The sequence below is a fragment of the Sodalis sp. RH21 genome (assembly GCF_047324175.1).
In the GTDB taxonomy this organism is placed as follows: domain Bacteria; phylum Pseudomonadota; class Gammaproteobacteria; order Enterobacterales; family Enterobacteriaceae; genus Acerihabitans.
The window spans coordinates 1,442,142-1,456,064 of sequence record NZ_CP178732.1 but is presented as its reverse complement, the minus strand read 5'-3'; the positions used below and the strand labels follow the sequence as shown (position 1 = coordinate 1,456,064).

The 13,923-nt window shown below is 57.1% G+C and carries 8 protein-coding genes; 5 read left to right on the top strand and 3 right to left on the bottom strand.

The features are described from left to right. Positions 1 to 30 precede the first annotated feature (30 nt). Together rcsC and gyrA are read right to left on the bottom strand one after the other, a co-directional pair. Complete coding sequence (rcsC, locus tag ACL2XP_RS06745; protein ID WP_413737851.1) at positions 31 to 2,892, bottom strand: two-component system sensor histidine kinase RcsC; 2,862 nt, start codon at positions 2,890 to 2,892, stop codon at positions 31 to 33. Between the two features lie 232 nt (positions 2,893 to 3,124). Then, a complete protein-coding gene (gene gyrA / locus ACL2XP_RS06740; protein WP_413737848.1) occupies positions 3,125 to 5,794 on the bottom strand; it encodes a DNA topoisomerase (ATP-hydrolyzing) subunit A in 2,670 nt (889 codons plus the stop codon). Between the two features lie 332 nt (positions 5,795 to 6,126). On the opposite strand from gyrA, the gene ubiG reads away from it, so the two are divergent. The 5 genes from ubiG to ACL2XP_RS06715 all read left to right on the top strand — a co-directional run bounded on the left by ubiG (position 6,127) and on the right by ACL2XP_RS06715 (position 12,539). Further along, positions 6,127 to 6,867, top strand: a complete 741-nt coding sequence (gene ubiG / locus ACL2XP_RS06735; RefSeq protein WP_413737846.1) for a bifunctional 2-polyprenyl-6-hydroxyphenol methylase/3-demethylubiquinol 3-O-methyltransferase UbiG — start codon at positions 6,127 to 6,129, stop codon at positions 6,865 to 6,867. A 351-nt stretch (positions 6,868 to 7,218) separates the two neighbouring features. Further along, positions 7,219 to 9,504 (top strand): class 1a ribonucleoside-diphosphate reductase subunit alpha, encoded by a 2,286-nt coding sequence (nrdA, locus tag ACL2XP_RS06730; RefSeq protein WP_413737845.1) that lies wholly within the window; start codon positions 7,219 to 7,221, stop codon positions 9,502 to 9,504. Positions 9,505 to 9,553: 49 nt separating this feature from the next. Further along, entirely contained in the window at positions 9,554 to 10,684 is a 1,131-nt protein-coding gene (gene nrdB, locus ACL2XP_RS06725; RefSeq protein ID WP_413737844.1) for a class Ia ribonucleoside-diphosphate reductase subunit beta, read from the top strand. 4 nt (positions 10,685 to 10,688) lie between these two features. Next, entirely contained in the window at positions 10,689 to 10,949 is a 261-nt protein-coding gene (yfaE, locus tag ACL2XP_RS06720; RefSeq protein WP_413737843.1) for a class I ribonucleotide reductase maintenance protein YfaE, read from the top strand. Between the two features lie 87 nt (positions 10,950 to 11,036). Next, positions 11,037 to 12,539 (top strand): MFS transporter, encoded by a 1,503-nt coding sequence (locus tag ACL2XP_RS06715; protein ID WP_413737841.1) that lies wholly within the window; start codon positions 11,037 to 11,039, stop codon positions 12,537 to 12,539. 101 nt (positions 12,540 to 12,640) lie between these two features. Here the strand turns inward: ACL2XP_RS06715 and ACL2XP_RS06710 are convergent, their stop codons facing one another. Then, positions 12,641 to 13,870: a nicotinamide mononucleotide deamidase-related protein YfaY gene (locus ACL2XP_RS06710; RefSeq protein ID WP_413737840.1), complete on the bottom strand. Its 1,230-nt coding sequence runs from the start codon at positions 13,868 to 13,870 to the stop codon at positions 12,641 to 12,643. Between the last annotated feature and the right edge of the window lie 53 nt (positions 13,871 to 13,923).

The window sequence follows — 13,923 nt, the reverse complement described above, 5'->3', positions numbered from 1 at the left end:
GCGCTATGCGTCGTTTTTTTATGCCGGCATTCATTCGCCAATGCGGCGTTGTTCCCGCACCCGCTGGCTGAAATGCGCCAGCGCCGGCTGCAAGACATTGAGAGTCACCGGTTTGGACAAACAGCTATCCATACCGGCATCCAGGCAGCGCTGTTTTTCCTCCGCCAGCGCGTTGGCGGTGACGCCGATCACCGGCAGCGCAACGCCCTCGGCGCGTAAACGCCGGGTTAGCTGGTAACCGTCCAGATTAGGCATATTGACATCGGTGAGGATAATATCCACCGCCTGTTTGCGCAGCATATTCAGCGCATCTATACCGTCATTGGCGGTAATCACCTGGTAGCCGATGGACTCCAGCTGGTCGGCCAGCAAACGGCGGTTAATGGGGTGATCGTCCACGACCAAAATGCGAATATCATTATTTTCCACGCTGACCCGCGACGGCGCGGACGGCGGAGCCAAAGCCAGGACGGTGGCCTGGTTGCCGCGGTAAATCTTGATTAACAGCTGAGGCAACGCGTCCGCAAAAGCGGGGCTGAGCCACCACTCCCCTTCGCTGACATCCTGGGCGGGGCCGATATGGGCGATCATAAAACGTATCCACACCGCGGGGCGCACGGCCGGCGTTGATTCATCGTCGCTAATATAAACCGACTCGGCGCCGATCTCCTGCCAGGCGTGGCGTTTGACCGTCAGGCCACGATCGGTGAGCAGATGCGTAAGGTGCGTTTCCAGGGCGGCATTGCGCACGGAAAGCCAGCATACCCGGCCGTTGAGTTCCGCGCAAAGCGTCCGCGGGGCATACGTGGCCTGATAGAGCGGCAGCCGGATGGTAAATCGGCTGCCCAGCCCGGTCTCGGAATCCACCGCGATATCGCCATCCATCAGATTTACCAGCTTTTCGCAAATCGCCAGTCCCAGGCCGGTGCCCTGGAACTGCTGCTGGCCGCTATTGCCCAACTGGACAAAAGGATCGAACAAGCGCAGCAGTTCGCGCTGCTGGATGCCCACGCCGGTATCGCGAATGCAAATATGCAGATAGTCATCATGGCAATAGACGCGGATTAAAATACAGCCGCCGTGGGTGAATTTAATCGCGTTATTAAGCAAATTGGATAATACCTGCTGCAAACGCACGGGGTCGCCGCGCAGGCTTTGCGGCACGCCGGGGTCGATAAAGCAGTAGAGTCCGAGGCGTTTTTTGACCACCAGCGAGAGGAAATTGCCGGCGATATGACTGACCACTTCGCGGGGCGAAAAACTCTTTGGCTCAATTTTAAGCTGTTCGGATTCTATTTTCGAGAAGTCGAGTATGTCGCTGATAATATTCAGTAATAATGCTGACGAATTATCCATGGCCATCACCAGGCGGTCCACCCCTTCGGGCAAAGCCTTGGTCTTGATTAAATCCAGGTTGCCGATGATGCCATACAGCGGGGTGCGCAATTCATGGCTGACGGTGGCCAAAAACATGGATTTCGCCTGGCTGGTTTGCTCCGCCGCCGCCGCCATTTCCTGCAACGACTCCTCCATCCGCACCCGGGCGCTGATATCCACCAGCACGCAAATGGCGACATTTTCGTTTAGATAACGCGAATGGACAAAGCTGATTTGCAGGTTGTTGTTGTTGCTGGTCATGACATCGACAAAATTCACCTGCTGTCCGCAGATAATATGAATAATCCGCTGGCGGTCCTCGAAAGTCAGCAGGCTGAGGTAATTATGGGCCAGCTCGTTGCTGATCAGGTTCGCGCCGTCGCTGATGCGCAGAATACAAATGCCCACCGGGGCGGATGCGACGATTTTGCGGTTAAATTGTTCGTTCTCCTCCAGTTGCAGGGCGTTTTTTTCCGCCGGCGAGAACATTTTTCGTTCAAATAGCCAGGCCAGCAGCACCAGCAGGGTTGCCGACAGCAGGTTAAGCAACAAGGCGTTGATAATCAGCGGATTGAAATTCTCAACCACCGTTTTCAGCGATAATGAATACACGATACTCAGGGAGGACGGCGGCAGGCTTTTTTTCATGACCAGGTTTTTATAACCGTCGGTATAACCGAAATAGTTGGCCTGCACCGGATAAACATCCAGGGCGGAGGCTTTTCGCTCCCCTTCCGCCAGCGACATGACCTGGTTGTTATTTTGATCCAGCAGGCTGATGCCGATGGGCAGGTTGCTGCTGCTGGAAAAATCTTCCAGGCGGATGCTCAGCTCGATGCCCAGCAGCGCTTCGAGCTTGTTGGCCACGTAAATCGGAGTTAATACGTAAAAATATCCGCTGCCGGGGCGGGTGCCCGGCGACACCCAATAAAGGTTATCTTCCCGCTCATTTTGCCGGGCATTGCGATATTTAATAACCTGCTGTTGCAAGCCTTTAGGCAAGCTGGCCGGGCTGTTGGCGGCGTTGCGAAAATTAAAATCGGCCATGCACTGGCTTTCGCCGCTGATATAAAACACCCGGTTTAGATCGTAGGCATCGGAGAAACTGTCTTTCCAATAGCTCAGGAAATAACTGAGGGAGTCGACGGAATTATGGTACTCGGCGCCGGTACGGCTACAATCGGATGTCGGGTAAAGGGGCGTATACTCCGGCCGGCTGGCTTTGCCGGCAAACACGCCGTTTAACATGTCCAGTCCGGCAATGCTGGCGTTAAGGCGGTTTTCCGCCACATATTTGATTTCCCGCAGCATGGAGGAGGAGCGGGAGATATAACTTTGGGCCTGGCCGAAACTGGTGTAATACTCCTGGCGCAGTTCCGATTCGCGCTGGTGCAGCAGGCTGATGATGTAAAAAGCCGATAACAGCGCGCCGAGCGACCAGAGCAGTAACGCCAGCGCGCGGAACAGATAACGGGAAATTTTAACCGTCGTGCGAAATGATGAGAAGTATTTCAAGCCAGTACCGTTCCGGTGAAAATGCAGGTTGGTAATACCGGGTAATGATACCCGTCGGCCGCGCATACCCATAATAGCAGATAGCGCCGGCAGTAATACCGGGCGCCCGGCGGCAAACCAGATGCCGATACACTACCGGCACCGCATAAAAAAAGCCAGCACCACGGCTGGCTTAATAGGACTGCGGCTCCCGGCCCGCTAAAAACCGGGCCGGGGTGGCGCAGATTAATTATCAGGCATCCCGATCGTCATCTTCCGGCGCGGCGTCATCGTCGTTGATGTCGTCGGCGTCGCTCTCGTCGATGTCGTTGCCTTCATCTTCGATCTCATCGCCTGCCGCCAGTCCTTCCACGCTGTCCAGTTCTTCGTCGTCCACCGGTTCGGCAACCCGCTGCAAGCCAACCACATGCTCGCCTTCGCCGGTGCGAATCAGGGTAACCCCCTGGGTGTTGCGTCCGACGATGCTCACCTCAGATACCCGGGTGCGCACCAGCGTGCCGGCGTCGGTGATCATCATGATCTGATCGCTATCCACCACCTGCACCGCGCCGACTACTTCACCGTTGCGTTCACTCACTTTGATGGAGATCACGCCGAGTGTGGCCCTGGATTTGGTCGGATATTCGCTTTGCGCGGTACGCTTACCGTAACCATGCTGGGTGACGGTCAGGATCGGCCCGTCGCCGCGGGGCACGATCAGCGAAACCACCCGGTCCTTGGCGGCCAGGTTGATGCCGCGTACGCCGGTGGCGGTGCGGCCCATGGAACGCACCTGGCTTTCAGGGAAACGCACCACTTTACCGTAGGCGGAGAACAGCATGACCTCGTTTTCACCGTCGGTCAGGTCAACACCAATCAGCTCGTCTCCCTCGTTGAGGTTGACGGCGATGATGCCGGCGCTGCGCGGGCGGCTGAATTCGGTCAGGGCGGTCTTCTTCACCGTACCGCTGGCGGTGGCCATGAACACATGGCGGCCTGCTTCATATTCACGCACCGGCAGGATGGCGGTGATACGCTCATTCTGCTCAAGGGGCAGCAGATTGACGATTGGCCGGCCGCGGGCGCCGCGACTGGCTTCCGGCAATTGATACACCTTCATCCAGTACAGGCGGCCGCGGCTGGAGAACAGCAAAATGGTGTCATGCGTATTGGCCACCAGCAGGCGGTCGATAAAGTCTTCTTCCTTGATGCGGGCCGCCGATTTGCCCTTGCCGCCGCGACGCTGGGCTTCATAGTCGGTAAGCGGTTGATATTTAACATAACCTTGATGTGACAAGGTCACAACCACGTCTTCCTGATTAATCAAATCTTCAATATTGATATCGGACGTGTTGGCGGTGATTTCAGTACGGCGGACATCGCTGTACATCTCTTTCATCGCGTTAAGCTCTTCGCGAATCACTTCCATCAGCCGATCGGGATTTTCCAGGATGACGATCAGTTCGGCGATTTGTTCGAGCAGCTCTTTGTACTCATCGAGCAGTTTCTCATGTTCGAGGCCGGTCAGTTTTTGCAAACGCAGATCGAGGATGGCCTGGGCCTGCTGGTCGGTCAGATAGTAGCTGCCGTCGCGAATACCGAATTCCGGCTCCAGCCACTCGGGACGCGCAGCATCATCGCCGGCACGTTCCAGCATGGCCGCCACGGTGCCCAGCTCCCAAGGTTGAGCCACCAGGCCCGCCTTGGCTTCTGCCGGGCTTTGCGCATTGCGGATAAGCTCGATGATCGGTTCGATATTGGCCAGCGCCACGGCCAGCGCTTCGAGGATATGGGCGCGGTCGCGGGCTTTGCGCAATTCAAAAATCGTACGGCGGGTCACCACTTCGCGGCGGTGGCGCACAAAGGCGGAAAGGATATCTTTCAGCGCCATGATCTTGGGTTGGCCCTGATGCAGAGCCACCATATTGATGCCGAACGAAACCTGCAGCTGCGTCTGGGAGTAGAGGTTGTTCAGTACCACCTCGCCCACCGCGTCGCGCTTGATTTCGATAACGATGCGCATGCCGTCTTTATCGGATTCGTCGCGCAGGGCGCTGATGCCCTCGATGCGTTTATCTTTGACCAGCTCGGCGATTTTCTCGATCAGTCGGGCTTTATTCACCTGATAAGGTATTTCGTGCACGATGATGGTTTCACGGCCGCTTTTGGCGTCAGCTTCCACTTCGGCGCGCGCGCGGATCAGGATTTTACCGCGGCCGGTGCGATAGGCCTCTTCAATGCCGCGCCGGCCGTTAATGATGGCGGCGGTGGGGAAATCGGGGCCCGGGATGTGTTCCATCAGGCCTTCGACGCTGATATTTTCATCATCGATATAGGCCAGGCAACCGTTGATCACTTCCGTCAGGTTATGCGGCGGAATGTTGGTGGCCATACCCACGGCGATACCCGACGAGCCGTTGATCAGCAGGTTGGGGATCTTGGTGGGCATGACATCAGGGATCTGTTCGGTGCCATCATAGTTCGGCACAAAATCAACGGTGTCTTTTTCGAGGTCCGCCAATAATTCATGGGCGATTTTCGACATGCGGACTTCGGTATAACGCATTGCCGCGGCGGAGTCGCCGTCGACGGAACCGAAGTTACCCTGGCCATCCACCAGCATATAACGCAGCGAGAACGGCTGGGCCATGCGCACAATAGTGTCGTAGACCGCGGTATCACCATGGGGATGATATTTACCTATAACGTCCCCGACCACACGGGCCGATTTTTTGTAAGGTTTATTCCAGTCATTACCAAGTACGCTCATCGCAAATAATACGCGGCGGTGTACCGGCTTCAGTCCATCACGTACATCCGGCAGCGCACGTCCGACAATAACGGACATGGCGTAATCCAGATATGAGCGTTTCAGCTCTTCTTCGATGTTGACCGGTGTTATTTCTCTGGCAAGGTCGCTCATGCAGCCGCTATCCCTCTACTAATTGAAGCATCTATACCCTAAATAATTCGAGTTGCAAGAAGGCGGCAAGTCCGCGAGTCCCCTGGAGCATAGCTCACGATGTGACTGGGGTGAGCGGGCGCAGCCAACGCACAGGTAACTTGAAGTATGACGGGTATACCCGGATTTGAAGGTGCCAAAGTATACCATAATTCGGCGATTCAGGGAAAATAGTCGGCGACAAAAACCGCCCTGCATAGTGGTTTCGGCTGCTTACAACGCTGGTGAGTTATCCCGTTAGCGGTATACTTGCGTTATTTACGCATGATAAGCGCCAAAAAGGAGTGTCCGCTATGAATCCGGAAGTCAACAACCCCCAGCCGGCGGTTCGCCATGAGAATGTCGATCGGCAGGAAATCGCCAAGTTCGACGCGGTCGCCTCGCGCTGGTGGGATTTGGAGGGCGAATTCAAGCCGTTGCACCGGATTAATCCGCTGCGCCTGGATTATATCCTCGGCCGCGCCGGAGGGCTGTTCGGCAAGGCGGTGCTGGATGTCGGCTGCGGCGGCGGCATCCTGGCGGAAAGCATGGCGCGTGAAGGCGCGCAGGTCACCGGTCTGGATATGGGCGCCGAGCCGCTGGCGGTGGCGCGCCTGCATGCGTTGGAAACCGGGGCGAAGATCGCGTATATCCAGGAAACGGTGGAAGATCACGCCGCGGCCAATCCGGGCCGTTATGATGTGGTGACCTGTATGGAAATGCTGGAGCACGTGCCGGATCCGGCGTCCATCGTGCGCGCGTGCGCGCGGCTGGTCAAGCCGGGCGGCGATGTGTTTTTTTCCACATTGAACCGTAATCCGAAGGCGTGGCTGATGGCCATCGTCGGCGCCGAGTATTTGCTGCGTATCGTGCCGCGCGGGACCCATGATATCAAAAAATTTATTAAGCCTTCGGAGTTGTTGAACTGGCTGGAGGGTACGCCGCTGCGCGAGCGCCATATTATCGGGTTGCATTACAATCCGGTGCGCGATCGTTTTAGCCTGGGCGGCAATGTGGATGTGAATTATATGGTGCATACGCGCGCCGAGGTGTAGGTGTGGGGGCTGGTGGGGTTCCAGCGGGTTCGGTGGCCGGTTGGCATCAGGTCCGGTGGGGCGCAGTTTAATAAATCAGCGAATAATTTCTTTTAGAATTTTTTATGCACAGCGATTGACATCCGCTAAGCGCAGGCTGAATAGCGGTTTAAAGAATCCGTTAACATTTCACCCCCAAGTTATCCACACAAAGGAACGTTTTCGTCCCTTGCAATAGCCCTGGTTTGTCACTATCTTGTTATCAAATTAACGAAAAAACCCTACATATAGTGTTTTACCCCCGAGGGAAACACTATTTTTACTTATGCGCCCGCATAATGATAGGGTTCACTCAGACAGGTATGAAGCCTCATGAACCAGAGTCTGCTTGTAACAAAACGCGACGGCAGTAAAGAAAAAATCAACCTCGATAAGATCCACCGGGTTATCGATTGGGCGGCGGAAGGACTGGAAAACGTCTCCGTTTCCCAGGTGGAATTACGTTCCCATATTCAGTTTTATGATGGCATTAAAACCGCAGATATTCATGAAACCATTATTAAGGCGGCGGCGGATTTAATTTCGCGCGATGCGCCGGATTACCAGTATCTGGCCGCCCGCCTGGCGGTGTTCCACCTGCGCAAGAAGGCCTACGGCCAGTTTGAACCGCCGAAGCTTTACGATCACGTGGTGCGCCTGGTGGAGATGGGCAAGTACGATCGCCATCTGCTGGAAGATTACACCGCCGAAGAGTTCGCCGAAATGGACGGTTTTCTCGATCATTGGCGGGATATGAATTTTTCCTATGCGGCGGTCAAGCAGCTCGAAGGCAAGTATCTGGTGCAAAACCGGGTCAGCGGCCAGATTTACGAAAGCGCGCAGTTCCTGTACATGCTGGTGGCGGCTTGCCTGTTCTCCGGTTATGCCCGCGATACCCGCCTGGATTATGTGCGCCGGTTTTATGACGCCATTTCCACCTTTAAGATCTCGCTGCCTACGCCGATCATGTCGGGTGTGCGCACCCCGACGCGCCAGTTCAGCTCCTGCGTGCTGATCGAGTGCGGCGATAGCCTCGATTCAATTAACGCCACCTCCAGCGCCATTGTCAAATACGTGTCGCAGCGTGCCGGTATCGGCATTAATGCGGGCCGTATCCGCGCCCTGGGCAGCCCGATTCGCGGCGGCGAAGCCTTCCATACCGGCTGCGTGCCGTTCTACAAGCATTTCCAGACCGCGGTAAAGTCCTGCTCCCAGGGCGGCGTGCGCGGCGGCGCGGCCACGCTGTTCTATCCCATGTGGCATCTTGAAGTGGAGAGCCTGCTGGTATTGAAAAACAACCGCGGGGTAGAGGGCAACCGCGTTCGCCATATGGATTACGGCGTGCAGATCAATAAGCTGATGTACCAGCGCCTGGTGAAGGGCGAGGATATCACGCTGTTCAGCCCGTCCGACGTGCCGGGGCTGTATGACGCGTTTTTTGCCGATCAGAATGAGTTCGAGCGGCTGTATACGCAGTATGAGCAGGATGACAGTATCCGCAAGCACCGCGTCAAGGCGGTGGAACTGTTCTCGCTGATGATGCAGGAGCGCGCGTCCACCGGCCGTATTTATATCCAGCATGTGGATCATTGCAATACCCACAGCCCGTTTGACGCCGCGGTGGCCCCCATCCGCCAGTCGAACCTGTGCCTGGAAATCGCGCTGCCGACCAAGCCGCTGGAGGATGTGAACGACGAACAAGGGGAGATTGCCCTGTGCACCCTGTCCGCGTTCAACCTGGGCGCCCTTGAAAGCCTGGATGATTTGCAGGAACTGGCCACCCTGGCGGTGCGCGCCCTTGATGCCCTGCTCGATTACCAGGACTATCCGATCCCGGCCGCGCAGCGCGGCGCGATGGGGCGCCGCACCCTGGGGATCGGCGTGATCAATTACGCCTACTACCTGGCGAAAAACGGCGTGCGCTATTCCGACGGCAGCGCCAATAACCTGACGCACCGTACGTTCGAGGCCATCCAGTACTATTTGCTGAAGGCTTCCAACGAGCTGGCGAAAGAGCGCGGCGCCTGCCCGTGGTTTAACGAAACCACGTATTCCCAGGGTATCCTGCCCATTGATACCTATAAAAAGGATCTGGACGCTATTTGCACCGAGCCGTTGCATTATGATTGGGAGACGCTGCGCAGCGAGATTAAACAGCACGGCCTGCGTAACTCCACCCTGTCGGCGCTGATGCCTTCGGAAACTTCGTCGCAAATTTCCAATGCCACCAACGGCATCGAACCGCCCCGGGGTTATGTCAGCATCAAGCAATCGAAAGACGGCATCCTGCGCCAGGTAGTTCCCGAATCGAACCGGCTGAAAGACGCCTATGAGTTGTTATGGGAAATGCCGAATAACGACGGCTACCTGCATTTGGTAGGCGTAATGCAGAAATTTGTCGATCAGGCCATTTCCTCCAATACCAATTACGATCCGTCGCGGTTCCCTGCGGGCAAAGTGCCGATGAAACAGTTGCTGAAGGATTTGCTGACCGCCTATAAATTCGGCATCAAAACGCTGTATTATCAAAACACCCGTGATGGCGCGGAAGATGCGCAGGAAGATATGCAAGCGCTGGCCGAGGCTGACGATTGCGAAAGCGGCGCCTGCAAGATTTAATACTGGCCGCGGGCGGCGCTGATGCCGCCCGTGGGTAACGGGAGAGACCATGGCCTATACGACATTTTCACAGAATAAAAACAACCAGTTGCTTGAACCGATGTTTTTCGGTCAGTGCGTTAACGTGGCGCGTTTCGACCAGCAGAAATATGATATTTTTGAAAAGCTGATTGAGAAACAGCTTTCCTTTTTCTGGCGGCCGGAAGAAGTGGACGTGTCGCGCGATCGTATCGATTACCAGGCGCTGCCTGAGCATGAAAAACATATTTTCATCAGCAACCTGAAATACCAGACCCTGCTGGATTCCATTCAGGGACGCAGTCCCAACGTCGCGCTGCTGCCGTTGATTTCGATTCCCGAACTGGAAACCTGGGTGGAAACCTGGGCTTTTTCGGAAACCATTCATTCCCGCTCCTATACCCATATTATCCGCAATATCGTCAATGACCCGTCCCTGGTGTTCGACGATATCGTCACAAATGAAGAGATCCTCAAGCGCGCCAAGGATATCTCCGGTTATTACGATCAGTTGATTGAAATGACCAGTTATTATCATTTGCTGGGAGTCGGCACCCATCAGGTGAATGGCCAGGAAGTGGTGGTCAACCTGCATGAGTTGAAAAAGAAGCTTTATCTATGCCTGATGAGCGTCAACGCGCTGGAAGCAATCCGCTTTTATGTCAGTTTCGCCTGCTCGTTCGCCTTTGCCGAGCGCGAACTTATGGAAGGCAACGCCAAAATTATCCGGCTGATCGCCCGCGACGAAGCGCTGCACCTCACCGGCACCCAGCATATGCTGAACCTGATGCGCTCCGGCGAAGACGATCCGGAGATGGCGGAGATTGCCAAGGAGTGCGAACAAGAGTGCTATGACCTGTTCGTGCTGGCGGCCGAGCAGGAAAAAGAGTGGGCCAGCTATTTGTTCCGCGACGGTTCGATGATCGGCTTAAATCGCGATATCCTGTGCCAGTACGTGGACTATATCACCAATATCCGCATGCAGGCGGTCGGCCTTGATTTGCCTTTCACCACCCGTTCCAATCCCATTCCGTGGATCAACACCTGGCTGGTTTCCGACAATGTGCAGGTGGCGCCGCAGGAAGTGGAAGTGAGTTCTTATCTGGTCGGCCAGATTGACTCCGAAGTCAACGCCGACGATCTCAGCGACTTCCAGCTATAAACCCATGAGCATTCCTATCGTCAGTCTGCGTCCTCTGGGGACGCAGCTCTCCTGCGAAGCCGGGCACCGTTCGCTGCTGGAAGCGCTGGAAGCCCATAAGATTGCGGTGGAGTTCCAATGCCGCTCCGGCTACTGCGGGTCATGCCGCCTGCGCCTCGTGCAGGGCCGGGTTAAATATTTGCAGACCCCGCTGGCCTTTATCCAGCCCGGCGATATCCTGCCCTGCTGCTGCATCCCGCTGGAAGATATCGAGCTGGAGCTTTAACTTATAACCTTTCGGTCTTTCCCTTGGTTATGGCGCTGGTTATGCTGAGCTTTATCTTTCAACTTCATTAATAAGCAAGCAATAGATATGTCCCAACTTCTTACTACGGCCCACGCCGCCGCGCTGGACGGTGATATTTCGCCCGCGGGCGAACCGGTCTTGATTCGGCACGCCGCCGATATTTCCGCCTTGGTCAATAACGGTACGCAACAGCGCAGCCACGCGGGCATCATTATCGGCATCGCCCTGGGCGGGGTGTTTCTTGACGCTTACGATCTCGGCGCGCTGGCTTTTGGGATAAAGGATATCACCCGCGAGTTTAATCTTACTCCGGCCGGCACCGGCATGGTGGCCTCGGCCATCACCTTCGGCGCCATTGTCGGCGCGTTTTTCGGCGGTTACCTCACCGATAAAATCGGCCGTTACCGGGTGTTTATGGCGGATATGCTATTCTTTGTCGTTGCTGCCCTGGCCTGCGCTTTTGCTCCCAACGAGTGGGTATTGGCCGGCGCGCGATTTGTCATGGGTCTGGGGGTCGGCATCGATTTGCCGGTGGCGATGGCCTTTTTAGCCGAGTTTTCCCGCCTGCGGGGACGGGGCAATAAAGCGGCGAGCATTGCCATGTGGTGCCCGACCTGGTACGCCGCCATCAGTATTTCCTATCTGCTGGTGTTGCTGCTATACGGCGTATTGCCCGCCGGATATACCGACTGGCTGTGGCGTCTGATCCTCGGTTTTGGCGCGGTGCCCGCCCTGGCGATCATCGCCATCCGCAGCCGTTATATGAGCGAATCACCGGTATGGGCGGCCAATCAGGGCGATCTGGCCGGCGCGGCGCGCATCCTGCGCCGCTCTTACGGGGTCAATGCGCAGGTGGCGCCCGATGCCAGCCCGCAATACGCGACCCCGGCGCATCGCGCCCGCTGGAGCAATTACGCTAAACTGCTGCAAGGCATTTACCTTAAACGTACGGTGCTGGCGACGGTGATAGCGGTAGCCTCCTCGTTCGCGTATAACGCAGTGGCCTTTGGCCTGCCGGTTATCATCAGCAGTTTCCTGGCCCAATCGATGCTGACCACGATCCTGGTTTCCCTGGCGCTCAATTTGCTGTTCGCGTTCGTCGGCGGTCTGATTGCCGTGCGCTGGGTGCCGAAATTCGGCGCGTGGAATATGACGGTAGTGGGTTATGCGTTGCAACTGGCGGCGCTGATCGGACTGGCGCTGATTGGCCGTCCGGCCAACGGGACGGATGCGGGGCTGGCCATCGCCATGTTGGCGCTGTTTTTGTTCGGCCAGGGGATCGGGCCAGGGTCCCATAGCATGACGTTCGCCTCGCTAAGCTATCCCACTTCCCTGCGCGGCGTAGGGGTGGGCTTCAACCAGACTCTAATGCGCGCCAGTTCCACGGTGTCGCTGTTTTTGTTCCCGGTGCTGGCGGCGTTGCTGGGCACGGGGGTCTTCTGGGTGATCGCTCTGGCGCCGCTGGTCGGACTGGCGGCGCTGTTGACTATTCGCTGGGAGCCGTCGGGTTATGATGTGGATGCCGAGGATTTCACTGCCGTCGAAGCGTCGCCGGATCGGGCCATCTAGGCAGGGCAAGCGTGGTATTACATTAGGCGATCGCGGCCGAGCGGCGGTTGCATCCTGGCGGCTGGACGGCCGGCCGCCGGGTCGGGCAATGCCACGCTGGCTTAGTCCAGCGTGGCGGCAATACGAATCCAGCCGTGTTCGCCATAAACCTGCCAGCCGTTCAACCAGCGGCGCAGCATATTGAGCGCCATCAGCGAAACCATTTCCTGGCGGGTTTTCAGCCCGTGCCGCTGAAGGCTGACGGCGAAGGTGACGGTCTGGGCATAATCGCGTTCCGGCGTATGCAGCGCCAGGCTGAGGCTATCCTGTTCCAGGCGGCCGACCACCAGCGCCAGGGAAGTGCCGTGGCTGCGCGCCAGCCCAGCGGCCTGCCGCGCAAGCCGCGTCAGCTCCGCCTGCGCGTCGTCCGCGCCGCCCGGCGCCGCGCCGTCAATCGTCAGCCATTCGCCCGCGGCGACCGGCATCCCGGCGCTCTGGCATTGCCAGGTCAGCAGGCCGGCGGTGAACTGTTCGCCGATGGCCAGGGTGTATGGCCGCTGTTGCAGGCGCTGGGCCAATTGGGTAGGCAGATCGTCCGTGCCTTCATAAATCGCGCTTTCCCCCGCCACTTCACGCACTTTTTGCCAGGCCAGTTCCATGGCGTCCCGTTCGTGGGCCGGCCCCGTGAGCTTTAACTCAATAATGGGCATGGACGAACGATAGCCCAGCACCACATCTTCGGGCAGCGGCAGGCTATCGAGCTGGCTGGCCAATTCGCTTTCGGCGCGGCCGAAGGTGGTCAGGCGCAGGCATAGCGGCGGGTCCGGTAAATCGAAACGTTCGCGCAGGCGCGGCACGATTTCCCGCTCCACCATCACTTTAAATTCGGCAGGCACGCCCGGGGTAAAAAACATCAGGCAGCGGTTGAGCTGCAGGGCAAATCCGCAGGCGGTGCCCACCGGATTATCGATCATTTCCGCATTGGCGGGAATTTGCGCCTGTTTGCGGTTGCTCGGCGCCATTACCCGGCCCCGTTCGGCGAAAAACGCTTCGATTTTCGCCAGCCATTGCGCATGCTCCACCAGCTCTTCGCCCGCCGCGGTGGCGGCGGCCAGCGCGCTGAGATCGTCGCTGGTCGGGCCCAGCCCGCCGTTGACGATCATGATATCCGCGCGCAGGCTGCGTTCGGTCAATGCCGCCACCAGTGCGGATAGATTATCGCCCACGGTCATGCGCGCGCTCATCGGCAGACCTTGCTCAAACAAATAGTTCGCCAGCCAGGCCGCATTGGTATCGATAATCTGTCCATGCAGGACTTCGTCGCCGGTGCACAGCATTTCTACCCTAAGCATGCTTCTCTCCTATGATCTTGATACCGCCACTTTAGAAAGGCGGACCGACAAAC